Origin of the sequence: Zafaria sp. Z1313 (assembly GCF_050563205.1) — a bacterium.
GTDB lineage: Bacteria > Actinomycetota > Actinomycetes > Actinomycetales > Micrococcaceae > JAZDCJ01.
The window spans coordinates 12914-37749 of sequence record NZ_JBNWUK010000022.1 but is presented as its reverse complement, the minus strand read 5'-3'; the positions used below and the strand labels follow the sequence as shown (position 1 = coordinate 37749).

General features: G+C 73.0%; 22 protein-coding genes, 1 pseudogene and 1 riboswitch. Of the genes and pseudogenes, 7 read left to right on the top strand and 16 right to left on the bottom strand.

Annotated features, from left to right (window positions below; translation table 11 throughout):
• Nucleotides 1-10: 10 nt before the first annotated feature.
• From ACQ3I4_RS15055 to ACQ3I4_RS15040, 4 genes are all read right to left on the bottom strand, one after another.
• A complete protein-coding gene (locus ACQ3I4_RS15055) occupies nucleotides 11-1717 on the bottom strand; it encodes an FAD-dependent oxidoreductase (protein ID WP_430633844.1) in 1707 nt (568 codons plus the stop codon).
• On the bottom strand, nucleotides 1714-2448 hold the full coding sequence (locus ACQ3I4_RS15050) for a methyltransferase domain-containing protein (protein ID WP_329863214.1): 735 nt from the start codon (nucleotides 2446-2448) through the stop codon (nucleotides 1714-1716). The genes ACQ3I4_RS15055 and ACQ3I4_RS15050 overlap by 4 nt, the downstream gene beginning before the upstream one ends.
• Nucleotide 2449: 1 nt before the next feature.
• On the bottom strand, nucleotides 2450-3580 hold the full coding sequence (locus ACQ3I4_RS15045) for a type III polyketide synthase (RefSeq protein ID WP_329863216.1): 1131 nt from the start codon (nucleotides 3578-3580) through the stop codon (nucleotides 2450-2452).
• Between the two features lie 87 nt (nucleotides 3581-3667).
• The gene (locus tag ACQ3I4_RS15040) at nucleotides 3668-4522 is read right to left on the bottom strand and encodes an inositol monophosphatase family protein (RefSeq protein ID WP_329863217.1); all 855 of its coding nucleotides are present in this window, start codon (nucleotides 4520-4522) and stop codon (nucleotides 3668-3670) included.
• Nucleotides 4523-4707: 185 nt separating this feature from the next.
• Between ACQ3I4_RS15040 and ACQ3I4_RS15035 the strand changes: the two genes are divergently transcribed.
• From ACQ3I4_RS15035 to ACQ3I4_RS15025, 3 genes are all read left to right on the top strand, one after another.
• A complete protein-coding gene (locus ACQ3I4_RS15035; RefSeq protein WP_329863219.1) occupies nucleotides 4708-5172 on the top strand; it encodes a MarR family winged helix-turn-helix transcriptional regulator in 465 nt (154 codons plus the stop codon).
• The gene (locus ACQ3I4_RS15030; protein WP_430633843.1) at nucleotides 5169-6845 is read left to right on the top strand and encodes an MDR family MFS transporter; all 1677 of its coding nucleotides are present in this window, start codon (nucleotides 5169-5171) and stop codon (nucleotides 6843-6845) included. Before ACQ3I4_RS15035 ends, ACQ3I4_RS15030 begins: the two co-directional genes overlap by 4 nt.
• A 143-nt stretch (nucleotides 6846-6988) precedes the next feature.
• Nucleotides 6989-8134, top strand: coding sequence for an acyl-CoA dehydrogenase family protein (locus ACQ3I4_RS15025; protein ID WP_329863273.1), 1146 nt, complete (start codon nucleotides 6989-6991; stop codon nucleotides 8132-8134).
• A gap of 7 nt (nucleotides 8135-8141) precedes the next feature.
• Here ACQ3I4_RS15025 and ACQ3I4_RS15020 read toward each other — a convergent pair whose 3' ends face one another.
• On the bottom strand, nucleotides 8142-8582 hold the full coding sequence (locus ACQ3I4_RS15020) for a pyridoxamine 5'-phosphate oxidase family protein (protein ID WP_329863220.1): 441 nt from the start codon (nucleotides 8580-8582) through the stop codon (nucleotides 8142-8144).
• Nucleotides 8583-8690: 108 nt separating this feature from the next.
• On the opposite strand from ACQ3I4_RS15020, the gene ACQ3I4_RS15015 reads away from it, so the two are divergent.
• Together ACQ3I4_RS15015 and ACQ3I4_RS15010 are read left to right on the top strand one after the other, a co-directional pair.
• Nucleotides 8691-9803 carry an App1 family protein gene (locus ACQ3I4_RS15015; protein ID WP_430633842.1) on the top strand — a complete coding sequence of 371 codons (1113 nt, stop codon included), beginning with the start codon at nucleotides 8691-8693 and terminating at the stop codon, nucleotides 9801-9803.
• Nucleotides 9800-10264, top strand: a complete 465-nt coding sequence (locus ACQ3I4_RS15010; protein ID WP_329863223.1) for an acyl-CoA thioesterase — start codon at nucleotides 9800-9802, stop codon at nucleotides 10262-10264. Before ACQ3I4_RS15015 ends, ACQ3I4_RS15010 begins: the two co-directional genes overlap by 4 nt.
• A 7-nt stretch (nucleotides 10265-10271) precedes the next feature.
• Here ACQ3I4_RS15010 and ACQ3I4_RS15005 read toward each other — a convergent pair whose 3' ends face one another.
• From ACQ3I4_RS15005 to ACQ3I4_RS14995, 3 genes and pseudogenes are all read right to left on the bottom strand, one after another.
• Nucleotides 10272-10733, bottom strand: a complete 462-nt coding sequence (locus tag ACQ3I4_RS15005) for a hypothetical protein (protein WP_430633841.1) — start codon at nucleotides 10731-10733, stop codon at nucleotides 10272-10274.
• A 13-nt stretch (nucleotides 10734-10746) separates the two neighbouring features.
• Nucleotides 10747-10865, bottom strand: a riboswitch (SAM riboswitch).
• Between the two features lie 71 nt (nucleotides 10866-10936).
• Nucleotides 10937-11059 (bottom strand): annotated as a pseudogene (gene ykgO, locus ACQ3I4_RS15000) (type B 50S ribosomal protein L36).
• Complete coding sequence (locus tag ACQ3I4_RS14995; protein WP_430633840.1) at nucleotides 11056-11781, bottom strand: GTP-binding protein; 726 nt, start codon at nucleotides 11779-11781, stop codon at nucleotides 11056-11058. The pseudogene ykgO and the gene ACQ3I4_RS14995 overlap by 4 nt, the downstream one beginning before the upstream one ends.
• 286 nt (nucleotides 11782-12067) lie before the next feature.
• Here ACQ3I4_RS14995 and ACQ3I4_RS14990 point away from each other — a divergent pair, with 286 nt between their 5' ends.
• Nucleotides 12068-12904: a siderophore-interacting protein gene (locus tag ACQ3I4_RS14990; protein ID WP_430633839.1), complete on the top strand. Its 837-nt coding sequence runs from the start codon at nucleotides 12068-12070 to the stop codon at nucleotides 12902-12904.
• Between the two features lie 4 nt (nucleotides 12905-12908).
• Here ACQ3I4_RS14990 and ACQ3I4_RS14985 read toward each other — a convergent pair whose 3' ends face one another.
• The 8 genes from ACQ3I4_RS14985 to ACQ3I4_RS14950 all read right to left on the bottom strand — a co-directional run bounded on the left by ACQ3I4_RS14985 (nucleotide 12909) and on the right by ACQ3I4_RS14950 (nucleotide 23360).
• Nucleotides 12909-13835, bottom strand: a complete 927-nt coding sequence (locus ACQ3I4_RS14985) for a DNA-3-methyladenine glycosylase 2 (RefSeq protein ID WP_430633838.1) — start codon at nucleotides 13833-13835, stop codon at nucleotides 12909-12911.
• Nucleotides 13832-14488, bottom strand: coding sequence for a methylated-DNA--[protein]-cysteine S-methyltransferase (locus ACQ3I4_RS14980; protein ID WP_430633837.1), 657 nt, complete (start codon nucleotides 14486-14488; stop codon nucleotides 13832-13834). Before ACQ3I4_RS14980 ends, ACQ3I4_RS14985 begins: the two co-directional genes overlap by 4 nt.
• On the bottom strand, nucleotides 14485-15051 hold the full coding sequence (locus ACQ3I4_RS14975; RefSeq protein ID WP_430633836.1) for an RNA polymerase sigma factor: 567 nt from the start codon (nucleotides 15049-15051) through the stop codon (nucleotides 14485-14487). The genes ACQ3I4_RS14980 and ACQ3I4_RS14975 overlap by 4 nt, the downstream gene beginning before the upstream one ends.
• Before the next feature lie 197 nt (nucleotides 15052-15248).
• Nucleotides 15249-16274 (bottom strand): aldo/keto reductase, encoded by a 1026-nt coding sequence (locus tag ACQ3I4_RS14970; RefSeq protein ID WP_430633835.1) that lies wholly within the window; start codon nucleotides 16272-16274, stop codon nucleotides 15249-15251.
• A 67-nt stretch (nucleotides 16275-16341) separates the two neighbouring features.
• Entirely contained in the window at nucleotides 16342-17253 is a 912-nt protein-coding gene (locus tag ACQ3I4_RS14965) for a dihydrodipicolinate synthase family protein (protein WP_430633834.1), read from the bottom strand.
• The gene (locus ACQ3I4_RS14960) at nucleotides 17250-20816 is read right to left on the bottom strand and encodes a TM0106 family RecB-like putative nuclease (protein WP_329863239.1); all 3567 of its coding nucleotides are present in this window, start codon (nucleotides 20814-20816) and stop codon (nucleotides 17250-17252) included. Before ACQ3I4_RS14960 ends, ACQ3I4_RS14965 begins: the two co-directional genes overlap by 4 nt.
• A 194-nt stretch (nucleotides 20817-21010) precedes the next feature.
• Nucleotides 21011-22816: a glutaminase A gene (glsA, locus tag ACQ3I4_RS14955; RefSeq protein WP_430633833.1), complete on the bottom strand. Its 1806-nt coding sequence runs from the start codon at nucleotides 22814-22816 to the stop codon at nucleotides 21011-21013.
• Nucleotides 22817-23060: 244 nt separating this feature from the next.
• Nucleotides 23061-23360 carry a hypothetical protein gene (locus ACQ3I4_RS14950; protein WP_329863243.1) on the bottom strand — a complete coding sequence of 100 codons (300 nt, stop codon included), beginning with the start codon at nucleotides 23358-23360 and terminating at the stop codon, nucleotides 23061-23063.
• A gap of 69 nt (nucleotides 23361-23429) precedes the next feature.
• Between ACQ3I4_RS14950 and ACQ3I4_RS14945 the strand changes: the two genes are divergently transcribed.
• Nucleotides 23430-24836 carry a sugar porter family MFS transporter gene (locus ACQ3I4_RS14945; RefSeq protein ID WP_329863245.1) on the top strand — a complete coding sequence of 469 codons (1407 nt, stop codon included), beginning with the start codon at nucleotides 23430-23432 and terminating at the stop codon, nucleotides 24834-24836.

Genomic DNA, 24836 nt, shown 5'->3' with positions numbered 1-24836 from the left:
CGGCGGCCGCTCACCAGTTCATCGTGAACTGGCGGGCGGCCGCCCGCTTAAGCACCGGCACGGAGAGCGCCGCGCCGAGCGCGCGTGCCGCGACGCGGGAGAGCGGGCGGGGCAGCGGCCGTCCGAGCACCATGTTCACGTGCGCCTGCCGGCCCGCCCGTGCGGCCGCGGCGAGGCGGCGCCGTGAGAAGTGGGCGAAGCGAGCGGCTTCGTCGCCTTGAGGTGGCTCGGTTGCCGTGTCTCCTGGTTCCGGCCGCAATCCGCGCTCCGGATCCGTCGTCACCGCGGACCCGTCGCGGGCCGGGGAGGGCGCGTCCGGCCGGAGCCCCGCCACAAGTCCGCCCAGGAGGTCGGCGAGCTCGGCCGCGTCGAGCAGCCCGAGCGTCATGCCCTGGCCGCCGATCGGGCTGACCTCGTGCGCCGCGTCCCCGATGAGGATGAACGGGCCGCGGACCATCGTGTCCGCCGTGCCGCGCCACGTGCCGAACGCGCTCGTCATCCCGGCGGTCAGCGGTTCCGGGGCGTGGCCCGTCCGTGCCGAGACGATCCCGGCGAGCAGCGCCGCCCGCGCCTCGGGGAGCGTCCGACGGTCAGGGGCCGGCGGGATGTCGGCCCGAGGTCCTCCGCTCGAGGCCTCCCCGCGTCCGGAAGCCACCCGGCCAGTGGTGGCGGTCCCGCTTCCGGAATCCACCCGGCCGGTGGCGTCGTTCCCACCGCCGGAAGCCACCGGGCTGTCGGCCGCCGTCCCGCCGCCCGACAGCCGCACGACCCAGCGGCGCGCCTCGCCCGGCAGCGGGAACGACTCGACGATGCCCTCCGGGTGCAGGAACAAGACGGCCTCGTCGCCGAGCCCGCTGGAGTCCGCGAAGTCGCCCATGAGGTAGCGGTCCGGATAGCGGCGGCGGTGGTGGCCGATTCCCGCCAAGCCGCGCACGGTGGAGCGGATGCCATCGGCGCCCACGAGGAAGCGGGCCCGGACGGTCGAGGCCGGGCCGCCCCCGGTGGGCGTCGTGGTCACCTCAACGCCGCAGCCCGCCCCGTCGCCGTTCGCCCTACCGTTGGTCAACCCGCCGCTGTTGGGCGCAGCACGCCCGCTGGATGCGCCGGCTCCACTCGGGCGATCATCACTTTCTGGACGAATCCGTGTCCATGGGACACGGATTCGTCCAGAAGCCGATGACGGGCGGGGCGGATGGGCGGCGGCCTCGACGACCCGGTGGCCACGGCGCAGGGCGGTGTGGTCCAACGCATGGAGGCGCTCTTCGAGCAGCCTGATGGTCGTGGACTGGGGGAGCGACAGCACCCAGGGGTATGGCCCGCCGATCCGCGCAAAGTCCATCATGGCCAGGGGCCGGCTCGCGATCTCCAGACGCTGCTCCCGGGGTGTGGTGCCACAGGGGGCCGTCGACCCACCGCTACCGATGCCGCCGGACCGGATCGGCAGCCCGGCCAGGACGCCGGTGCCGCGCCGGATCCGCAGCCCCGCCGCGATCGCCGCCTCCGCGACGCCGGCCCGCGCCAGGACGGCGAGCCCGGGAGGGTGGAGGCCGATCGCGCGCGAATCCGCCGGGGGAGCGGCTTCCGGTTCGAAGACCCGTACCCTCCACCCGGCCTGGACCAGGAGCACCGCGAGGGCCAGCCCCGACGGCCCGGCACCGGCCACCACGACGTCGACCTCCTCGACCCCGCCCCCGTTCACGGCCCGGCCCCCGTTCACAGCCCCGCCCCTGTTGACGGCCCGGCCCCCGTTGACGGCCCGGCCCGGTGGATCAACAGGTTACGGAACGGCGGCCGGGCCACCGCTTCCCACGCGGGAGGCGTCGCGGCCTCCAGCTCGGCCAGGGTGTAGCTGCGGCGGATCGAGGTCAGGCCGTCGCACCGGATGAAGGAGCCCGGGGCGAGCGGCGCGGCGGCCGCCCAGAACAGCGCGTAGGCGGCGCGGGAGCGCCGGATGTCGTTGTGAACGGCGATCCCGCCGGGGGCCAGGAGCCGTTCCGAATCGGCGAGCAGGCCGGCGAACGCCTCCTCGTCGAGGTGGTGCAGCACGTGGTTGGACACGACGGCGTGGAACCGCCGGCCCGAGGCGGCCACGGCGGCACTCGTGGCCCGCTCGAAGCGGACCCCGGCGTCGTACCCTGCTCCCTGGGCGAACGCCTGCGCCCGCGCGTCCGGGTCGATCCCGGTGACCCGCAGGCGGATCCCGTCCCTCGCCGCGAGGCGGTGCAGGTGTGCCGCGACGTCCCCGCCGCCGCAGCCGACGTCGAGCAGCTCGGCGGCGCCAGTGAGCGGCAGCGCCGGCCGCAGCAGCCCGCGGTAGACCGCGGCCCAGCCGGCGAGGGCACGGTTGACGTAGGGGAAGCGGGCGTAGGTCGCGGCGAGCCGCGCGGGGTCGCACCCGGGCCGGTCCATCTCCTCGACCGCGTCGACGGCCCGGTCCCGCAGCCCCACGTCAGCGGCCGGGCAGCAGTGTCATGAGGGAGGTCTCCACGGTCAGCCCCGGGCCGAAGGCCATGGAGCACACGCGCCCCGGCGCCCCCGAATCCAGGATCTCCTTGAGCACGAACAACACGGTGGAGCTGGACATGTTGCCGTAGTCGCGCAGCACGGTCCGCGCGGGGACCAGCTGCCCGTCGTCCAGCTCCAAGCGGTGTTGCACGCGGTCCAGGATGGCCCGGCCGCCGGGGTGGATGCCCCAGTGCTCGATCTCCGCGTAGGCGCGCCCGGCGAGCGAGGGGTCGCGGGCCAGGAGGGGTTCGAGCGCGCCGACGATGTGGTCGTCGATGATGTGCGGCACATAGGTCCCCAGGACCATCTCGAAGCCCTCGTCGCCGATGTTCCACGCCATCGAGTCCTCGCCGACGGGCGTCAGCACGGTCTCGAAGTGGTCCAGGCTGAACGCCGGCGTCGTGGCTTCCGGCCCGGGCGGGCGCGCCGTGACGACTGCGGCCGCCGCTCCGTCCGCGAAGAGCGCCGAGCCCATGATGGTGTCCGGGTTGTTGGAGGTCCGCACGTGCAGCGAGCACAGCTCGGCGCACACCACGAGCACCACCGCGTCGGGGTCCGCCTCGCAGAACAGCTTCGCGGCCCGCAGCCCCGGGAACGCGGCGTAGCAGCCCATGAACCCCAGGTGGTAGCGCTGCACGGACGGGGCCAGCCCCAGCCCGCGGACCAGCTGGTAGTCCGGCCCGGGGTTGTAGAAGCCCGTGCAGGAGACCGTGACGACGTGCGTGACGTCCTCCGGCCCCAGGTCCGGGCAGGCCTCGAGCGCGCGCCGGCCGGATTCGAGGAACAGCGCGGACGCCTCCTCGGCGAAGACGGCGTTGCGGACCTTGGTGGAGGGGCTGAGCAGGTTCCCGGTCTCAGGGTCGTAGAACAGCGGGGACCCGGCGCGGGCTTCGGTGGTCAGCTCGCCGATGACGGTGTGGCGCGTGCGGATGTCGGCCGAGTCGAAGGACGTCGCCACGAGCCGCTGGCCGAGCCGGGTCAGCCCCGGCTGCGCGGCGAACACGTCCCGGGCCAGGTCCTGGTGCAGCACGGTGGAGGGGACGGCGGTCTCGATGGTGCGCAGCAGTACCGGCATAGCGCGAGCCTACGGTCCGTGCCGGCGGCCGTCTAGGGCGGCCCCGGGAGGGGGAGGACGACGCCGGACGGGGCCCGGGTGCGCCGCCTACCCCTTGCGGTGGCCGGCCGCGCGGCGGGAGGCCATGAGCCGTTCGACGACGGACAAGGCGGTCGCGGCGTTGCCTCCCGGGCCCACCGCGAGGTAGGTGGGGGCCTCGTGCGCGGGGCGTGATTCGTCGTCGTACCGGAACGGCAGGTAGCTGCCGCCGGACTGGCGGACCAGGAACGCGCCCGCCGCGACGTCCCACGGGTTCGTGTCGAAGCCCAGGGTGATGTCCGCCCAGCCGGCCGCGACGTGGGCGAGCATCAGGGCTCCGCTGACCTTGCGACGCAGGGTGGCGTAGGTGCCGACGAGCTCGGCGAAGGCCTCGAGGCCGGCGGGCCCGTCGAGGGCGAGCGCCTCGGCGGAGGGGTAGTCGGTCATGATCGAGGCACGGGACTCCTCGGCGTGCGCGGCGGGGCGCAAGACCCCGCCGTTGAGGTAGGCCCCGCCCGAATCCGCGCTGAACAGCAGCTCGGCGACCGGGTCGTAGACGACGCCGGCGACGACCTCGCCGTCGAGCGCCGCGGCGATGGAGACGCAGAAGAACGCGACGCCGTGGGCGAAGTTGCTGGTCCCGTCGATGGGATCCACGATCCACTCCACGCGGCCCCTCCCGCGGTGCCCGCCCTCCTCGCCGAGGATCCGGCTGTCCGGCTCGGCGGAGAGCACATGCTCCGCGATCGCCTCCTCCGACGCCTTGTCGTAGACGGTCACGAGGTCGTGGTGGTTGCTCTTCTGGGTGATCGCGAGCTCGGAGCGGAAGGCCCCGCGGAGCATCGGGCCGACCGCGCGCGCGGCGTCCTCGGCGATCGAGCGGAGTCGGGCGGAGCGCTGGGCGGGGGTCTCGTTGGGATCCACGGTCCCAGCCTATCGGTGCGCGGGCCCGGCGGGACCGCCGCCCGGGCCGGGTTCCCGCGGCCGTCATCTTCGACACATTCATTGATTGCGGCAAGCAACCATGCCTATGGTTGTCCTAGGCAATCAAACTCCGTTCCCCGCGTCCCGGGCCGACCCCGGGGCGCCGCTTGCGCAAGGACCCCCCCGTGGCACTGAATACAGAGACCGCCCTCAAGCTCGTGGAGAGCATCCAGTCCTTCCACCAGGTGCTCAAGTGCGTCAGCCATGCGGGCCTGCGCCCCGGCCAGCCGGGGCTCGGCCCGCTCGCCGTGCTGGAGCGCATCGAGCGCTCCGAGCCGGCCCGGGCGGTCGACGTCGCGAAGGGCCTCGGCATCGGCCCCGCGGCGCTGAGCCGCCACGTCGCCGAGCTCGAGTCCTCCGCCCTCGTCCTGCGCGGCCCCGACCCCGACGACGCCCGCGCCCAGCTCCTGCGGCTCAGCGACGCCGGCCGGGACGCCGTCGCGGCGGCCCGCGACCGCCGCGTGGAGGTCCTCGTGCGCCTCCTTGACGGCTGGGACGAGGCGCGCGCCCTCGACGCGACGGGCCTGCTCGACGACCTCGCCCTGCACTTGCGCGACGGGCTGCGGACCTCCCGGGAGGAGCAGGCATGAGCCCCGAGGACTTCCGTGGGGACCCCGCCCGCCGCCCCGGCACGTCCCGGGGGAACGACGCCGATGCCGCCCCGGGCGCCGAACCCTCCCGGGAAGCGGGGAGCCCGGGCGGTCTCTTCGGCGACACGGCGATTCCGCACCCCGACGCGGGCACGCAGGGCCTGATCACCGCGGCGACCCCGATCGTCCCGCCGGCGCCGGACGCCCCACCCCGGCCGGGCTCCGCGCCCGAGCCGGGCCCCGGCGTCGTCCGTCCCGAGCCCGTCGCGGACGTGCCGCAGATGACCAGGCAGGAGGTCCTGCGCTCCATCACGGGCGTGCTCGCGAGCTTTTTCGCGGCCATGCTCGCGGCGACGATCGTCTCGATCGCCCTGCCGACGATCATGGCCGACCTCGGTGGCTCCCAGACCGACTTCGCCTGGACGATCACCGCGGCGCTGCTCGCCAACGCGGCCTCCACGCCGATCTGGGGCAAGCTCGCCGACCTCTTCGACAAGAAGCTGCTCACGCAGATCGGCATCGCCGTGTTCGTCATCGGCTCGCTCCTGGCCGGATTCGCCCTCAACATCCCCATGCTCATGGCCTCCCGCGTCGTCCAGGGCCTCGGCATGGGCGGACTGACCGCGATGGGCATGGCCGTCATCGGCTCCGTCATCCCGCCGCGGGAACGCGGCCGCTACTCCGGCTACTTCGGCGCCGTCATGGCTGTCGCGACCGCGGGCGGGCCGCTGCTCGGCGGCTTCATCGTGGACACCCCGCTCGGATGGCGCTGGACGTTCTGGATCGGCATCCCGCTCGCGCTCGTGTCCATGGTGCTGATCCACAAGACCCTGCACCTCGTCCACGTGCCGCGGAAGGTCTACATCGACTGGGCGGGATCGCTCCTCGTCACCGCGGCCGTGGCCACGCTGCTGATCTGGGTCTCGTTCGTCGGCCAGGAGGGCGGCTTCGCGTGGGCCTCGTGGCAGACGGCCGTGATGGTCGGCGGCTCGCTCGTGCTCACCGCCGTGCTGCTGTTCGTCGAAGGGCGGGTCCCCGATCCCGTGATCCCGCTGAAGATCATCAGCCAGCGCACCACCGCCCTGGCCATCCTCGCCTCCATCGCGATCGGCGTCGGCATGTTCGGCACGGGCGCGTTCCTCGGCCAGTACTTCCAGCTCGCCGTCGGCGCCACCCCGACCATGGCGGGCGTCTACACGATGCCGATGATCCTCGGAAACCTCATCGGCTCCGTGGTCTCCGGGCAGCTGATCAGCCGCTTTGGGCGCTGGAAGGTCTTCCTGGTCATCGGCTCCCTCGCCAACGTCGCCGGGCTCGGGATGCTCGGCCTCATGGACGCCTCCACGCCGTTCTGGTACCTCGCCGCGGGCATGGTGCTCAACGGGCTCGGCATGGGCATGATGCTGCAGAACCTGGTCCTCGCCGTGCAGAACACCGTGAAGGTCACCCAGATCGGCACGGCGAGCTCTTCCGTGGCGTTCTTCCGCTCCGTCGGCGGCGCCGCCGGGGTCGCCGTGCTGGGCGCCGTCCTCTCGGAGCAGGTCGCGTCCCGCGGCCCAGGCGCCCTCGGCGAGGCGACCGCCGTCGTCTTCCTGATCTCCGCGGCCGTGGCCCTCGCCGCGTTCCTCTGCGTGGTCTTCATCAAGGAGGTCCCGCTGCGGCGCTCGGTGTAGGGCCTGCGTGCCATGATGGATCCGCGCCGCAGCAACCGCACCCCCACGGCAAGGAGGCCACAGTGGACGCCCCGAGCAATGAGTCCCCCGCCGACGAGTTCCCCGCCCAGGAGTCCCGCGCGGACGGAGCGAGCCCGGCGGACCTGATCGACGTCGACGCCCTGCTCGGCCCGGAGGAGCTCGCCCTGCGCGCCGAGGTCCGCGGCTTCGTGGACGAGGCCGTCCGGCCGCACATCGGCACGTGGTACGACTCCGCCCGCTTCCCGGCCGAGCTCGTGCCCGAGCTCGGGCGCCGCGGCCTGCTCGGCATGCACCTGGAGGGCTACGGCTGCGCGGGCCGCAGCGCGGTCGAGTACGGGATCGCGGCCGCCGAGCTCGAGGCCGGGGACTCCGGGATCCGCACGTTCGTCTCCGTCCAGGGCTCGCTGGCCATGACGGCCATCCACCGCTTCGGCTCCGAGGAGCAGAAGAGGCGCTGGCTGCCGGGCATGGCGGCGGGGGAGCTCATCGGCTGCTTCGCGCTGACCGAGCCGGACTCGGGCTCCGACCCCGGATCGATGCGCACGACCGCCCGCCGGGACGCCTCCGGCGACTGGGTGCTCAACGGCGCCAAGCGGTGGATCGGGCTCGCGAACCTCGCCGACGTCGCCGTCGTCTGGGCGCGGAGCGACGACGGCATCCGCGGCTTCCTGGTTCCCGGCCGGACCCCGGGCTTCACGGCCACCCCGATCGAGGGCAAGCTCTCGATGCGGGCCTCGGTGCAGTGCGGGATCGAGCTCGAGGACGTGCGCCTGCCCGCCGACGCGGTGCTGCCCGGGGCGCTGGGGCTCAAGGGCCCGTTCACGTGCCTGAACGAGGCCCGCTACGGGATCGCCTGGGGGGCCATGGGCGCGGCGCGGGACAGCTTCGAGGCCGCGCTGGACTACGCGCAACGGCGGATGCAGTTCGGGCGGCCGCTCGCCGCCTACCAGTTGACGCAGGCCAAGCTCGTGGACATGGCGCTCGAGATCAACAAGGGCTTCCTCCTGGCGCTGCATCTGGGGCGCATGAAGGACGCGGGCACGCTCTCGCCGCAGCAGATCAGCGTCGGCAAGCTCAACAACTGCCGCGAGGCCATCGCGATCGCCCGCGAGGCGCGCACGATCCTCGGCGGCAACGGGATCACGCTCGAGCACTCGCCGCTGCGCCACGCCAACAACCTCGAGTCGGTGCGCACCTACGAGGGCACCGACGAAGTGCACCTGCTCATCCTCGGCCAGCGGCTCACGGGCCACGCGGCGTTCCGCTAGGGCGGGGTCAGGACTCGTCGAGCTGTTCCGGCTGGTTGCCGAGGAGGAAGTGGCGGCCCGTGACTTCGCGCGGGGTGATCTCCACCCACGTGTCCTTGAGGGTCTGGACCCAGGGGCGGACGCCGGCGGCGCGGGCGAGCTCGATCTCCGCCTCGGTCTCCAGGACCCGGGCCGTGCCGCGGACGACGACGGACCAGGCCTGGTCGCTCAGGATGCCGTCCGACTCGAACGCGACCGTCGGGTTGATGGTGAGCCCGGCCAGCTTGTTCCCGGGGGCCGTGCGGAAGTAGAGCTTCCCCTCGTGGGCCGCGTGGTTGACCGGGACGATGTCCACGTTGCCCGCGACGCTGAGCGCGATCCGGCCATGGTGGGTGCGTCCCAGCAGCGTCCAGCACTGCTCGGTGTCCAGGATCATGACGGGCTGGCCGTCCTCGTGTTCAAACATCATGCCGCCCATTGTTCTACAGAATGTAGAAGAATGCGAGGGGTTTTCGGTGCCCGTTTCCGCCGCCGCGCGGTGACGGCCCCACGGCCGCGTGCGTGAAAGACTGGGGCCATGGCAGCACCGAACACCGTGAAGCACGCCCGCCACCTGGGGGTCCGCCTTGAAGACGGATGGCACGCGTTCCGCGAGCGAGGCGGCCGGAGCCGCGGACTCGTGGCCACCGTCCTGCCCTTCCGCGGCTACGGCGTCAGCGGGGCCGACGGCTGGGTGCGGGTCTTCGCACGTATCGTCCTGGCCCGGCCCGGCGCGTTCACGAACGGCCTGCCCAAGTCCAAGGTCGTCTCCGACGGCGTCCGCGGCTGGAGGAACTTCATCTCCCCGCCCATCCCGCACGCCGAGGTCGTCGCGGAGATCGGCGGGCGGACCTTCCGCGTCGACGCCGACCGCGGAGGCGTCCTCGACGTCAAGATCACGGTGGACCTGGCGCCCGGCTGGCACGCGGTGACCCTGCGCAGCGAGTCCTCGGAACCCGCGGACGTGTCCGTGTTCGTCGTCGACCGCTCGATCGACTTCGGGGTCGTCTCCGACATCGACGACACCGTCGTCGTCACCGCCCTCCCGCGCCCGCTGCTGGCCGCGTGGAACTCCTTTGTGCTCAGCGAGCACGCGCGCGTCGCGACGCCCGGCATGGCCGTGATGATGGAGCGGCTCATGCGCACCCGCCCGGGATCCCCGGTGCTCTACCTCTCGACGGGCGCCTGGAACGTGGCCCCGACCCTCACCCGCTTCCTCTCCCGCAACCTCTACCCGGCCGGAGCGCTCCTGCTGACGGACTGGGGGCCGACCGAGGGGCGCTGGTTCCGCTCGGGGCAGCAGCACAAGGTGGACCAGCTGCGCCGCCTGGCTGCCCAGTTCCCGCACATCAGCTGGCTCCTGGTCGGCGACGACGGACAGCACGATCCGGAGATCTACGCCGAGTTCGCCCGCCGCCACCCCGGGCAGGTGCGGGCGATCGCGATCCGCCAGCTCACGCCGTCGGAAGCCGTCCTGGCCGGCGGCCGCTCGATGGGCACCATGGACTCCACCCCGGGGACGCCGTGGGTGTACGCGCCGGACGGTGCCGGGATCTGCGAGGGCCTCGAGCGGCTGGGGCTGCTGGAACCCGAACGTGTCGCGGGGCCGCCCACCTCGGCGATGCCCGTCCTGCCGCGGAAGACGCCGTGAGCGGGCGCCGCCTGAGCGTCGGCGTGCCGATGCGGTGGGGCGACATGGACGCCTACGGCCACATCAACAACGTCAACCTGGTCCGCATGATGGAGGAGGCGCGGATCGCGGCCTTCGGCGTGCCGGGCGGGACGGGCAAGCCCGGCGCCGAGCCCGTCGTCGAGCTGTTCTCCACCGTTCCGGCCGACACGCAGACGCTCGTCGTCGAGCACCGGGTCCGCTACGTGGCCCCGCTGGACTACCGCAACGTCCCGGCCCGGGTCGACGTCTGGATCAGCTCGGTCAAGCCCGCCTCGTTCGACATCGCCTACGAGTTCCACGATCCCGTCGACGGCGGCGTCTGCGTGCGCGCGATCACGACCCTGGCGTTCTTCTCCACTGCGGAACAGCGACTGCTGCGCATCCCGGCCGAGCACCGCGAGGCGCTCGCCGGGTTCCTTGGAGAGCCGCTGTTCCGCTGAGGGCGGCTCAGGCCCCGCTGTGCAGCAGGCCCGCCGTGACCTCGACGAACCGCAGGCCGAGTTCCGGATCGTGCTCCAGATCGCACGGGGCCAGCTCGTCGCTGGAGAGGCTGAAGTAGCGGCGGCCGGCCCCGACGCCGGGGTCCTCCGGGACGCCGAGGATCCGGGCCGCCTCGTTCCAGGCGCAATGCCACCACAGCGTCTCGAACGGCTCGGAAGCCCAGCGCACGCGGTGGTCGAGCCGTTGGCCGGCCAGGTTCAGGAGCCGGACGATCTCGGCCACGTCATGGGCCGTGTAGCGTGCGACCTTCAGACCGGCCGTCATCACGGCCACCCGGAAACCGGGAAGGAACGCCGTGACGTGGGCCGGTTGCCACGCGGTGGGGTCCTTCCGGGCGCGGGCCAGGCGGAGCGGGTAGATGTCGTGTCCGTCGCGGTAGCTGCGACAGCTGCCGTCGGGTGCGTTCATGAAGGTGTGCCTTCCGTTGCTCTTGCCCGGAGCGGTATTGCACCGGACCGCTTCGTCATCCGAACCACCCGTGAAGCATGGGGTTGGTGCGCGGCCGGGTCGGAGCCCTGCGTGTGGCCGCATCTCGTGAAGCTGCCTCCATCCTAGCGGCCCGGTGCGACGCTTCGGCAAGCAACGCACCGGACCGCACCGGACCGGGACGGTCAGCCCTGGCGCGCCTTGAGCCGCGGATTGGCCTTGTTGATGACGAACGTGCGGCCGCGGCGGCGCACCACTTGCGCGCCGGGCTGCTACTTGAGGGCGCGGAGCGAGTTGCGGACCTTCATGGGGTTCCTCCTGGGATCGTGCTGCCGTTCTCGGACGGAGCGCCGTGCGGCGCCCCGGTGGTCCCGGCGCGGGACAGCTCCGCGTCGGTGAGTTCGCAGGCGGCGAGGGCCGCGGCGGCCTCCTCGGCGGCACCGGCCATGTCCGGGCCGGTCATCAGGAGCCGGGTCCCGGCCGCCCGCCGGCCCCACGTGCCGAGGTGCTCCATCCAGACGCGGGGTCCGATCCCGGTCACGCCGAGCCGCGCGGTCGGGGAGTCGGCGAGCCAGACGTCGCCGCGCAGCCAGGCGACGCCTTCGGCGATCCGGGGCAGGGTCGCGCGGAAGCGGTTCGCCTGCAGAGGCCGCCCGGCGCGGAGCTCCACCGTGCCGAAGGGTCCCCGGGAGCCAGGCGTGGGCGGCTCCGTGCCCGGCCCGAGTTCGGCGTGGAGCAGGCGGGCCCGTGGGGGCGATCTCGGCGATGAGCTGCATGCCTGGACGAACCCCGCCCCACCGGACTGGCAGCCCGCGGAGCCGCCGCCGAGGAGGTGGGCGAAGAGGCCCTCGACGAGGAGCACCTCGCGGCACTGCGCGAACGCCTCGATCAGGAACTCGCCGGCCGTGCGGTCGTCGGCGGGCAGGCTGCTGAGCCCGGATTCCCAGAGCGTGTGGCGGTCCCAGAGCTGGTCCTCGACGGATGCGGGGTCCACGGCCAGGGCGAGCGCCCGGGGATGTCCGTGCGGCATAGTACCCGTTCGCCTTCGAGCAGGTCGTGCACCACGACGACCGCGTCGGGGTGGTCGGCGCGGAGGCGGGTGAGCGCCTGGTCGCGGCAGTGGAAGTCGAGGGAGGAGAGGAGATGGAGGCTCACGCGGCCAGTCTATTGAGAATCATTCTCAAGATGCAAGCCGCCTGGAGTCCGTCCGGGACGCCGTCCGGGGCGGGGGCGTTTGCATTGACGGGATTCGTGGGATTGGGTGGACAAAAGGCAACCGCCGGCCCGCGGCCGGCCCGAAGGAGTGTGTCCTCAGCATGAGCGTTTCCCCCGCCCCGCGTCCGCAGCGCCCCCAGACCGTCCTCGAGGTCCTCGCCACCGAGCGGCTCTCCGAGCACATGGTGCGCTTGACCCTCGGCGGCGAGGGCTTCGCCGGCTACCAGGACAAGGACGCCACGGACAAGTACGTCAAGCTGCTCTTCGCCGATCCCGCGCTCGGCCTCGAGCCCCCGTACGACCTCGACGAGCTCCGCTCCCGGCTGGAGCCCGAGCAGATGCCCGTGCGCCGCACCTACACCGTCCGCTCCGTCGACCCGGACGCCGGGACGCTGCAGATCGACTTCGTCGTCCACGGGGACGAGGGCATCGCCGGTCCGTGGGCGGCCGCCGCGCAGCCCGGCGACAAGCTCTGCTTCAACGGCCCGGGTGGGATGTACTCCCCGGACCCGGCGGCCGGTTGGCACCTGTTGGCCGGAGACGAGTCGGCCCTGCCCGCGATCGCCTCCGCGCTCGAGGCCATGGGGCCGGACGCCCGCGGCATCGCCTACCTCGAGGTGGCCTCTGCCGCCGACGAGCTCGAGCTCTCCGCCCCGGCGGGCATCGAGCTGCGCTGGCTGCACCGCGGCGGCACGTTCAGCCCCGAGACGACGCGGCTGGCCGCGGCCGTCATGGCGGGGCAGTGGCTCGACGGCGACGTCCAGGTCTTCGGGCACGGCGAGCGGGAGATGATCAAGGCCCTGCGCCGCTACCTCGCGGACGAGCGCGGGGTCCCGCGCCAGCGGATGTCGCTCTCCGCCTACTGGGCCCACGGCCGCGCGGAGGACACCTTCCAGGCCGAGAAGCGCGAGCCGATCGGGCAGATCTTCCCGGAGTAGGCGCCTATCCGGGCAGCTGAGCCGCCCAGCAGTGGAACAGCGCGTAGGCGCGGTACGGGCTCCAGGCGTGCGAGCGCTCCTCGGCCGCGCGCGCATCGACGCGTCCCAGGGCCCGGCGGAGGACGAGGTCCCCGGGCGTGAACGCGTCGGGGTCGAAGCCGGCCCGCACGGCCAGGTAGTCCGCGGTCCACGGGCCGATCCCGCGCAGGCCGAGCAGTTCCGCGCGGGCCAGCGGGAACCCGGGGCCGCCGCGGGGATCCAGGCCCGCTACCGGCATCGCCGCGGCGAGGGCCGCCATCGCCGCGTGCAGGGTCAGGGCCCGCTGCCCCGTGATGCCGACGGCGGTGTGCAAGTGCCCGGGGTCCGTCTCCGCCAGCTCGGCCGCGTCCGGGAAGATCCGCAGCCCGCCGGGCCCGTCGCGGCCGAAGGCCTGCACGAGCCGGCCCGAGAACGTCCGGCACGCGGCGAGCGAGACCTGCTGGCCCAGGATCGTCGTCGCGAGCGCTTCGACGGGATCGAGGAACCCCACGCGGCGCAGCGAGGGCCGGGCCGCGACGAGCGGGGCCAGCGCGGGATCGCGCCGCAAGTGTCCGACGACGGGGCCCAGGTCCGCGTCGAGGTCCAGCCAGGCGCGGATCCGGGAGGCCAGCTCGTCCGCCCAGTCCGGATCCCCGCCAGCCGTCGGGGTGCCGGGCCCCCGGGCGTCGACGAGGACCAGCTCCCGCGTGAAGCGCAACGTCGCCTCGACATAAGCCGTGGAACAGGGGACGAGGCGGCGGAAGGTGGCCCCGGCGTCGTCCGGGTCCGTCCCGGAGGCCAGCTCGACGCCCGGCACCGCGTGGGCGCGCAGCACCGCGAGCACGTGGAGCGGATCCAGCCCGCCCGGGCCCGGCTCGAGCTCGAGCCGGACGGACTGCGCGGCAGCGCTCACGCGGCCGCCCGCTCGAGCTCCAGCAGCGCGGCCTTTGCCTCGGGGCCGCCGAGGTAGCCGCCCAGGGTGCCGTCGCTGCGCAGGACGCGGTGGCACGGGACCACAAGCGGCAGCGGGTTGGTGGCGCACGCCGTGCCGACCGCCCGCACGGCCCGCGGACGGCCCGTCGCCCGGGCGATCTCCGCGTAGCTCGCCGTGCTGCCGTAGCCGATGTGCGGCAGGTATTCGTGGACCTCGCGCCGGTAGCCGCTCGAGAGCGCGCGGTCCAGCGGCAGCTCGAAGCCGCGCCGCCGGCCGGCGAAGTACTCCTCGAGCTGGCGGGCCGCCGTGTCGAGCCGCGTGCCGCCAGCCAGGATCCGCGGACCCAGCCGGGCCGCGAGGTCCCCGAGCACCGCCTCGTGCCCCTCGGCGGCGAACGCGACGCGGACCAGGCCGCGCTCCGTCGCCGCGAGCAGCAGCGGGCCGAACGGGGAATCGACGGTGCGGTAGGAGGCGTCGAGGAGGCCTTCGGACTCGGCACGCGCTGCCAGCCGGTCGCCCAGGGCGGCGAGGACCGCGGGGCCGGCCCCGAGCCCGGGGAGCAGGCCGGATGGAAACCCCCCGGGGAGATCGGGCTGCCGGTCGGCGTCGTGGGAGCGGGATCCGGTGTTCATCGTGCGGCTCCTTTCGGGGACTCGGTGGGTTCGGTGGACGCGCTGGCCCCGCTGACCACGGTGGACCCGTTGGCCGAGTTGGCCGCGTTGGAGGAGAGCGCCGCGCGCAGCTTGGCGACGCCGTCGGCACATGCCCGGCGGGCGGCTTCCGGCGTGCCACCGAGGATGTCCGCGACCTCGCGGTGCGGCAACCCGGCGACGTGGTGGTAGGCGACGGCGGCGCGCTGCTTGGGCGGCAGGCCCGCGAGCGCCCTCCACAGACCCTCGTCCGGATCGGTGGCGATCCCGAGCGTGGAGTGCCGCTCCGGGAGCACCTCCGCCGGGACGGGGCGCCGCGCCGTCGCGCGGACGGCGTCGATGGCCTTGCGGTGCGCGATTGTGACGAGCCAGGCCTCCACGTTGGCGTCGGCCGGCAGGCCGGGGTAGGCGCGGAGGGCGGACAGGAAGGTCTCCTGCCATGCGTCCTCGGCATCGGCGTGGGGGCCGAGGACAGCGCGGCAGACGCGCAGCACCATCGGGCCGTAGGCCTTCACGAGGTGGTCAAAGGGCTGGTGGGTGTCCATCACCGGGTAGACGCGCGGAGTCCGCGGAACGTGAGGTCGGGGTCCCTCGCGCCGGCCTCCGGGCCGGTAGGGGCCACGTGGTCCGGTCCGGCCGGCCTCACGTCAGCCGGCCAGGGCGCGTCCACGTCAGCCGGCCAGGGTGAGCCCACGTCAACCGGCCAGCGCGCGTCCACGTCAACCGGCCCTGCGAGCCCGCGTCAGCCGGCCCGGGCGGCACCGGCCGGGTCCTGCGCGGACGGGAAGTCCTCCGAGTCGATCGTGGCCTGCTGGGCGGCGTTGTAGCGGTGACCGTGGACTGTGTCCTGGTTGACGAGGGCGTCCAGCTCCGCGAGCGTGGCGGCGTCCAGGACGACTTCCTCGGCGCCGAGGTTCTCCCGGAGGTGCTCCAGGCTCGTGGTGCCGGGGATCGCCACGACGTGTTCGCCCTGTGCCACGACCCAGGCCAGGGCGATCTGCGCGAGCGAGGCGCCGACGCGGTCCGCGACGGCCCGCACGCCGTCGAGCAGCGCCAGGTTGCGGGGGTAGTTCTCGGCGGAGAAGCGCGGCATGTGGTGGCGCATGTCCCCGGGCGGCAGCGCGGCGGGGTCCGTGAGGGTCCCCGTCAGGAAGGCCCGGCCGAGCGGGCTGAACGCCACGAAGGTCGTGCCGAGCTCGCGGCAGGCGTCGAGCATGCCGAGCTCGGGATTGCGCGTCCAGAGCGAGTACTCGTTCTGCACGGCGGCGATCGGGTGGACCCCGTGGGCGCGGCGCAGCGTCGCGACGGAGACCTCCGAGAGGCCGATCGCGCCGATCATGCCCTCCTGGACGAGCTCCGACATCGCGCCGACGCTGTCCTCGATGGGCACGTCCGGGTCGAGCCGGTGCAGGTAGTAGAGGTCGATGAAGTCGGTGCGCAGATTGCTCAGGGACTCCTCGGCCTGCCGGCGGATGGTCTGCGGGCGGCCGTCGATGCGCGCCTTTCCGCCCGAGAGTTCCAGGCCGCACTTGCTGGCGAGGAAGAACTCGCGGCAGCGGTCGGCCACGGCCGCGCCGACGAGCTCCTCGTTGCGGCCGCCGCCGTAGAGCGTCGCCGTGTCGAGGTGGTCGATCCCGGCGTCGAGGGCCTCGCGGAGCAGGTGGGCGCCGTCCCGCGGGGAGGGGAAGTTGGAATATCCGTGGCTGAGGTTCATGCACCCCAAACCGATCGGGCGCACGGTGGCGTCACCGAGGACTCGCTGTGTCATGCCTCTTGTCTAGCACGAATCCCGGTCCGCCTACACCTCGTGTGAGGGGGCTTCGGGGCGCAACACGCTAGAGGGGTTCGGCAAGGGTGTCGATGAGGCGGGAGAGCTCGCGCTGGCTGCTCCCGGGGATCGGCAGGAGCGGCAGGCGGGGCTCGCCGGCGTCGACCCCCGTCGCGCGGGCCAGCGCATAGAGGTTGCTGAGCTTGCGCAGTCCCGTGAAGGCATGCAGCAACGGCGAGAGCTCCGCGTGGAGCCGGCCGGTCCCGGCCGCGTCGCCGGCGACGACCGCCCGGCGCAGGGCGGCGAAGTGGTGCGGCAGCAGCGAGGCGGGGCCGCTGTGCCAGGCGTCCGCTGCGAACCCGGCCTCCGCGATGAGGGCGTCGCCGCTCATCCCGTGGCTGAAGTCCTCGGGGCTCCCGGCGCGCAGCCCGCGCAGGCGATCGTAGCGTTCCCGGAATCCAGCGGTGTCCGCCGCGGACTCCTTCAGGGCCGCGATCCCGGGGACGCGGGAGAGCTCCGCGGAGACGCCGAGGGGGAACGCGTACGCCGTCGTCCCCGGGTTGGAGTAGAGGCAGATCGGCAGGTCCACGGCCGAGGCGACGAGTCGGCACTGGTTGGCGACCTCGTCGTCGTTCAGCGGCACGTAGGAGACCGTCGAGACGAGCAGCCCGTCCACGCCGGCGGCGGCCGCGTCCTCCGCGTGGCGCAGGAGCTCCGTCGTGGAGACGGCGCTGACACCCGCGTAGACGGGCAGGGCCGGGCCGGCGCCCCGTGCCGCGGCTGTTCCCCGGGCGATCACGGCGCGCCGCTCGGCCGGGTCGAGGTAGGCGAAGCTACCGGAGCTGCCCAACAGCGTGATGCCGTCCACGCCGGAGCGTGCGAGCGAGTCCACGTGCCGCTCGAGCTCGGCGTGGTTCACCGACCCGTCCTCGGCGAAGGGGGTGACCGGGTAGGCGATGAGTCCGCGGAAGGCCGTCATCCCGACATCGTAGAGCACAGGCCGATGAACGCCCCCAGCTCGGCCAGTGCGTCCGGGCGCCCGGGCAGCGCGTTGGTCAGTTCGGGGGAGCGGACGACGACGGCGCGCCACTGCCCGCGCGAGACGGCGACGTTGACGCGATTGCGGTTGAACAGGAACTCCTGCCCACGTGGCGCCTCGGCCGCGGCCGAACAGGCCATCGACACGATCACCACGGGCGCCTGCTGGCCCTGGAACTTGTCCACCGTCCCCACGCGCACGCCGCCCAGCCCCGCGGCGTCGAGCGCTTCCCGGATCAGGGCGACCTGGGCGTTGTACGGGGCCACGACGAGGACGTCGCCCTCGGCCAGGGGCCGGGGCACCGCGCCGGCGGACTCCGTCCACGCCAGGCCGAGGTGGCGCCGGACCTGCCGGAGGACCTCGGCGGCCTCCTCCGCCGACGAGGTCGTGTTTCCGGTGTGCTCCACGAGGACGGTCTCGACGCCGGCCGGCACCCCGGCGAGGAAGCGCTCCGCCGCGGCCGGCGCGGACTCGAGCTTGCCGTCGTAGCTCAGCCGGGACACCTTCGAGCACAGCGCCGGGTGCATCCGCCACGAGTCAGCGAGGAAGTAGCCGAACTCCTCCGGCAGCGTCGCGTGCCCGGCGGAGAGCCAGCCGAGCGCCGACTCGTCCACGGGTTGCGGGTGCTTGCCCTGCGTGACCTGGGGCAGCTGCTGCGGGTCGCCGAGCAGCAGGAGGTTGCGGGCGGCACGGGACGCGGCGAGCGTGTTGGCGAGCGAGTACTGCCCGGCCTCGTCGATCACGAGCAGGTCCAGTGAGCCCGGCGCGACCGAGGCCCCCGTCATCGTCCACGCGGTCCCGCCGACGACGCAGCCGCCGCCGTCCACGATGAGATCCTCCAGTGCCGCCGGGTCCGTGTGCGCCCACGGCTTGGCCGCGTCGTCCCCCGGCTTCGGCTTCTTGGCGACGAGTGCGGGATCCACGCCGGCCGCGATGACCGAGCGGAGCAGCCCCTCGACCGCGGCGTGCCCCTGGGAAACGACCCCGATCTTCCAGCCGCGCGCCACGAGCCGGGCGATGACGTGCGCGCCGACGTGGCTCTTGCCCGTCCCCGGAGGCCCCTGCACGGCGAGGTAGGAGTGGTCGAGGTCCGCCACGGCCTCGGTGACCGCGCCAGCATAGTCGTGTCCGCCGTCGTCAGAGGTCCCGACCGGCGGCAGCGTGGCAAGCGTCGCGAGCCGGGGCGGCCGACGACGCAGCACGTCCAGCCCGGCGTGGCGCGGCAGCGAGGGCAGCGCGGTGCCGACCTGGCGGGCCAGCTCCGTGAGCGATTCCTCGATCGACCGGGTCGCGATCGGCTTCCCGGGCGTGAGGGCCAGCGGGACTTCGCCGTACGGCTCCGTTCCCTGCCTCGTGCGTTCGGCGAGGAGCAGCTCGAGCGTCCCCTCCTCGGCGCCCGGCGCGGCCTCGATGACGGTCGCGTTGAACGTCCCGCCGCGGATCTCGGACCCCGCGAGCGGCTCCGGCACGGGGGCGTCGTACAGCGCGAACCACTGGCTGTTGTCGCCGACGTCGGATCCCTCCGCGGCCGTGCCCCTCAGGCGCAGCGTCCGGGTCAGCGTGCGGGCCCGGGGCGTCGCCTTGGCCCAGTCCTCCACGACGTCCGCGGAGCGCACCATAACGACGTTCCGGGTCTCCTCCCACGTCTCGACGTTCTCGGACAGGCGGTCGAAGTGCCCCCACCAGTACTGCTTGCGCTCGCGCCGATGGTAGCCCGTCGCCGCGGCCACCATGGCGGCCGCGCGCTCGTCCGGTGTCGGCGGACGGTCCGCGGGCAGCCCGTCCAGGTAGGTGCGGAGCCGCAGTTCCGCCGGGTCCGGTTCCTCCTCCGTCTGCTCCCGCGGAGCCGGGGCATCCTGGCCAGGGGAGGGTACGACGTCGGAGCCGTTCCCGCGTGCCGGGTGTTCCGTTCCGAGCCCGCGGAGCCAGTCCCTCAGGCGAAGCGTCGAGACGCAGTCGTCCTTGTTGTAGGCGGCGATCGAGTCGATCACTTCCTGCGCCTTGACGGCGTCTCCGGCGTCGCGCGCGGCGCAGTACTCGGCGTAGGCGATGACGGAGGCGCCCGCGTTGGTCACGTCGCCCGAGCGTGGCCCGTCGGTCATGTAGAACGGCTCGAGCTTCTTGATCGAATAGGAGTCGGCCGAGATGCGCAGGGAGTGCCGGACGGTGTCCAGCAGGTCCACGAGCAGGCCCTCCTTCAACCAGCCGTCGATCGCGTCCTCGGCGGCCGTGTGGCGTACGGAGAGGTTGCGCAGGGCCGATTTCTCGTAGGCGGCGTAGTGGTAGACGTGCATCTCAGGCCACGTCCGGCGGCGGGCCTCGATGAAGGCCACGAAGTCCAGGAACGCCTTCTTCTCCCCGGCCCGGTCGTGGGCCCAGAACGGGATGAACTCCTCGGCCCCGGAATCGTGCACAACGAGCCCGAAGAGGTACTCGATGCCCCACGAGCCGTCCTCTTCCGCCTGCCAGAGCGGGTCGCCCTCGAAGTCGAAGAAGACGTCGCCGGGGCTCGGCTCCGGCAGTCGGCCGATCGTGTGCTTCGGAAGGACCTTGTAGTTCAGGCCGCTGCCGTCCGGGGCCGCGCCGTCGCCCGTCTCGAGGCCCGTCTGCAGGCGGGCCTGCTCCCGCAGGCGGACCTGCGGGCCCTTCGCCTGCTCCGCGGGCATCGCGGCGAGCTGCTCGATGGTACAGACGCCTGCGGCGCGCAGCTTCTTGCGCTGGGCCAGGCTCATCCCCGCCACGAGGAGCAGGTCGCGCCGCGCCTGGACCTCCTCGGCGCAGTAGTCGCAGCGGCCGCACGCCGCCAGCCCCGGCTGCTCCCAGTCGACGACGTTCCCGCTGGCGCGGTGCGCTTCGACGAGGGCGACGAGGCGGTCGCGGCGCTCGCGGAAGACGGGCAGCAGGTCCGGCATCGGGTGGACGCTGCGGCTCAGGTCCCCGAGCACGAGGACGGCCTCGTCGGCCGGTTCCAGGCCTTCGGCCAGCAGCTGGTCCCCGTACGCGGCGAGCTGCAGCAGGGCCGTGGTCTTGGCGTGGCGGGCGAGCTTGGAATCCCAGACGGCGTAGCGGCCGTCGGGCTGGCGGACGATGAAGTCGGCATAGCCGAGGAACGCTCCGTCGAAGAAGACGGCCTGGAACACGACGTCGGCCCCGGTCCGCAAGACGCCGAGGGTCTCCTCGCGGGCGGCGGTCAGGGTGGCATGCATGGCGGCTGACGGGCCCCCCTCGGGGCGTTCGATCTCCCTGACGCCCGTGCCGCGGTCGGCGTCCCACGTCCCGTACTGCTCCCTGAAGCCGGCCAGGACCTTCTGCTCGTGGGCGTCGCCGAGGGCCGCGGCGCGCTTGAGCATCTCGTCCTCGGGGAAGTCCGGCTTGGAGCGGCGCTTGAGGAGGACGTCGAGGCGGTACAGCGCCGCGAACTCGCACTCGCTCGCGATCGCCAGGTCGCTCGCCGACAGGATGACCGACTGCTCCGGCCGCCCCGGATCGTCCAACAGAAACACGTTGTCCCCCCTCGCCCGGCGGATCCCTTCCGCCGCCATCGTGAATCTAACAGCCGCCCCCGACACTTCGGCCAGCCGCCCCGACACCCCGGCCCGCCGCCCCCGCATCACGATCCACTCCCGCCTTGTTCTGAGCGAGTTGAAACGACCCGTGAGGGGATCGTGATGCGCAGGGAGGGGGCCGAGGTGGGGGGTCAGTCGCGGACGCGCACCGCGGCCTCCTGCAGGTTCTGCTCGACGCGCGTGTAGGCATCCGAGGCGACCGCCTTCCAGAACGAGAGCGCCAGGATGGGATCATCTCGCTCGAAGCGCGCGATGGCCTCGGCGGAGAGCACCCGGAGCGTGACGGGCCCCTGGGCGCGGACCCGCACGGGGGCGCCGCCGGCGACGCCGAGCGCGATCTCCCCGAAGGTCATGCCCGGGCCGAGCGTGGCGTGCTTGAAGCGCTGCCCGTGGTGGATGGTGCTCGTGGCGACCTTGCCGGAGGTGATGAAGTAGATGCCGCCGAACTTCTGCCCGGAGCGCCGGATCACCTCGCCGTCGTCGTAGCGCTTGTCCTCCATGGCCGCATCGAGCGCCTCGACCTGCTCCGCCGAGAGCGGGGCCAGGGCCGGGAAGTCGGGCACGGCCACGGCGTCCTTGACGAGCCCCGGGGCGCCGTGGCGCTCGATCAGCAGCTCCTCGGCCCATTCGACGGCGTCCGTCCGGCGGGCGAACAGCGGCGTGACCCCCGTGCAGAGGGCCTCCGAGATCCGCCCCTCGTGGTCGATCACCGCCAGCCGGTGGCCATCCTGTTCGAAGCCCGCCCGCAGGTCCTGCATGAGCCGCAGCGAGACGTCGTTGACCTCGTCGACCTTGCGCACGTCGAGGAGCAGGATCTCCACGTCCTCCGGCAGCGAGCTGACGTGGCGGGAGACCGACTCGGCGCCCGCGAAGAGCAGGTCCCCGTGCAGTTCCACGAGCTGGGCCCGGTGGCCGTGCGCGGAGAGCACGTCGGCCGCCTCCTGGCTGCGGCGCACTCCCGACGGGGCGTCCGTGACGGGGTACTGCTCCCGGATGGCGGAACGGCCGATCCGGGCGGCCTGGACGAAGTGCAGGCCCATCTCGGCGGCGATCCGCTGCGACGCGGCGATCCCGCGGACCGAGGAGCCGTGGTCGTCGAGCGGCGGGGAGTAGACGGAGATGCCGAGCTGCCCCGGCAGCACCGCGATGAGTCCGCCCCCGACCCCGGACTTCGCGGGGAGGCCGACGGCGCTCGTCCAGGCCCCGGCGTCGTCGTACATCCCGCACGTGAGCATCACCGAGAGCATCCGCTGCACGGCGTCGAGCCCGAGCACGCGCTTGCCCGTCACCGGCTGGCGGCCGCCGTTGGCCAGGGTCGCGGCCATGAGCGCGAGGTCGCGCGCGTCGACGAGGACCGAGCACTGGCGGAAGTAGTTCTCGACGGGGACGTCCGGATCGTCCTCGATGATCCCGAAGCCGCGCAGCAGGTTCGCGAGGGCGCGGTTGCGGAACCCGGTCTTGGACTCGGAGGAGTAGACGCGCTCGCTCACGGAGAGCGGCCGCCCCGCGAAGTCGGAGTATGCGGCGAGGATCCGGCCGAAGCCGTCGCGGCCGCCGGAGCCCTTGATGAGTGACGTCGCGGCGATCGCGCCCGCGTTGATCATGGGGTTCGCGGGGCGTCCGGTCTCGCGGGAGAGCGAGATCTCGTTGAACGCGTCGCCGCAGGGCTCGACGTCGACCTTCCGGTCCACGGCCTCCGCGCCGAGGTCCTCGAGTGCCAGCCCGTAGGTGAAGGGCTTGGAGATCGACTGGATCGTGAACTCGGTGCGCGAGTCGCCGACCTCGTAGACGTGGCCGTCGACGGTGGCCAGGCAGATCGCGAAATCGTCGGGGTCGGCCTCGGCCATCGCGGGGATGCCCTGGAACGGCACGCCGTCCTTCAGCCCGGACAGCTCGCGATGCAGTTCCCTCAGGTAGCTCTCGATCGGTGAACGCATGTGTCCACCCTATGCGCGGACCGTGGAGAGGGGATCCGGCCGGCCCCCCAGCCGACCGGATCCCCGATGGGATGCCCAGCTGCGCGGACCCGCGGCCACGGTGCCCCCCAACGGCGCCGTCCCCCGGCGGCGCCACCGCGTGGTGTGCGGTTCCGCGCTGAAAGCTGAACGATTCCAGTACAGCGCCCGGCACCGACAGTTTGGGTCCGGACGGAAGCCGGGCCCCGGCGTCGTACCCTTCCGGCTACTTCCGGCGGCCGAACAGGAGCGACGCGGCCGCCGTCGCTCCCGCCACCGTGTAGACGGCGGGCCAGGCGCCGATCTTCTTCGCGAGCGGGTGGGAGAGGCCGAACGCCGCGACGTACGCCGCGGTCAGCGCCGTGGCCCGGCCGGCCCCGGCGTCGCGCTTCCAGACGAGGAAGGCCGCCGTCCCGGCCGCGGCGAGCACGGCCCCGCCGAGCTGGCGGTCGCCCGTGTCCCGGGCGGTCTTGTAGCCGCCGACGAGGCCGGCGGAGGCAAGCAGTGACGAGAGCAGGCGTGACATGGGTCTCCTTGTCGAAAAGCGGGCGGGATCTGTTAACAGCCTAGTGCCCGCGGGCGTAGCATGGCGGGCATGACCGAGGCCGCCGCAGTCCCCAGAACCCCCCGCAAAGTCATCATGGTCGCCGTCGTCGCGGCCCTCGGAGGCTTCCTCTTCGGCTTCGACTCCGCCGTCATCAACGGCGCGGTCGACGCGGTGCAGGGCCAGTTCGGCCTCGGGAGCGTCCTGCTCGGCTTCACGGTCTCCTGCGCCCTGCTCGGCGCGATGATCGGCGCGTGGGGCGCGGGGCCGTTCGCCGACCGGCAGGGGCGCGTGCGCGCCATGATCGTGGCGGCCGTCCTCTTCGCGGTCTCCTCCGTGGGCTCCGGGCTGGCCTTCGGCGTCGTGGACCTCATCGCCTGGCGGCTCATCGGCGGCATCGGCGTCGGCATGGCCTCCGTCCTCGCCCCCGCCTACATCGCCGAGGTCTCCCCGGCCCACAGCCGCGGCCGGCTCGGCTCGCTCCAGCAGCTCGCGATCGTGCTCGGCATCTTCACCGCCCTGCTCTCCGACGCGCTCATCGCCGCCGTCGCCGGCGGCGCGTCCGAGGTCACGTGGCTGGGGCTGGAGGCCTGGCGCTGGATGTTCCTCGCCGAGGTCATACCGGCAGTCGTCTACGGCGTCCTGGCCTGGAGCCTGCCCGAATCGCCGCGCTACCTCGTGGCCAAGAACGAGTTCGCCAAGGCCGGCAAGGTCCTCACGGACGTCGTCGGCCTGCCCACGAAGGCGGCCGTGGAGGACAAGATCGCGGCGATCAAGGAGACCATCAACCTCGAGACCCGCCAGGGCCTGCACACCCTCACGGGCGGGCGCTACTGGCTCCTGCCGATCGTCTGGGTCGGCATCCTGCTCTCCGTGTTCCAGCAGTTCGTCGGCATCAACGTGATCTTCTACTACTCCACGAGCCTGTGGCGCTCGGTCGGCTTCACGGAGGCCGATTCCTTCACGGTCACGGTCATCACCTCGATCACCAACATCGCCGTCACCATCGTCGCGATCGCGCTCGTGGACAAGATCGGCCGCAAGCCGCTCCTCCTCGCCGGTTCCACGGGCATGACGCTCGCCCTCGGCCTCATGGCGCTCTGCTTCAGCCAGGCCACGGGAACGGGGGAAGACGTGAGCCTGCCGCAGCCGTGGGGCACCGTGGCGCTCATCGCCGCCAACCTGTTCGTCGTCTCCTTCGGCGCCTCCTGGGGTCCGGTCGTGTGGGTCCTGCTGGGGGAGATGTTCTCCAACAAGATGCGCGCCGTGGCCCTCTCGGTCGCCGCGGCGGCCCAGTGGGGCGCCAACTTCCTGGTCACCACCACCTTCCCGGCGCTCGCCGAGATCGGCCTGGTCCTGGCCTACGGCCTCTACGCGTTCTTCGCCCTCTTGTCCTTCTTCTTCGTGTGGCGTTTTGTGAAGGAGACCAAGGGCAAGGAGCTCGAGGCCATGCAGTAG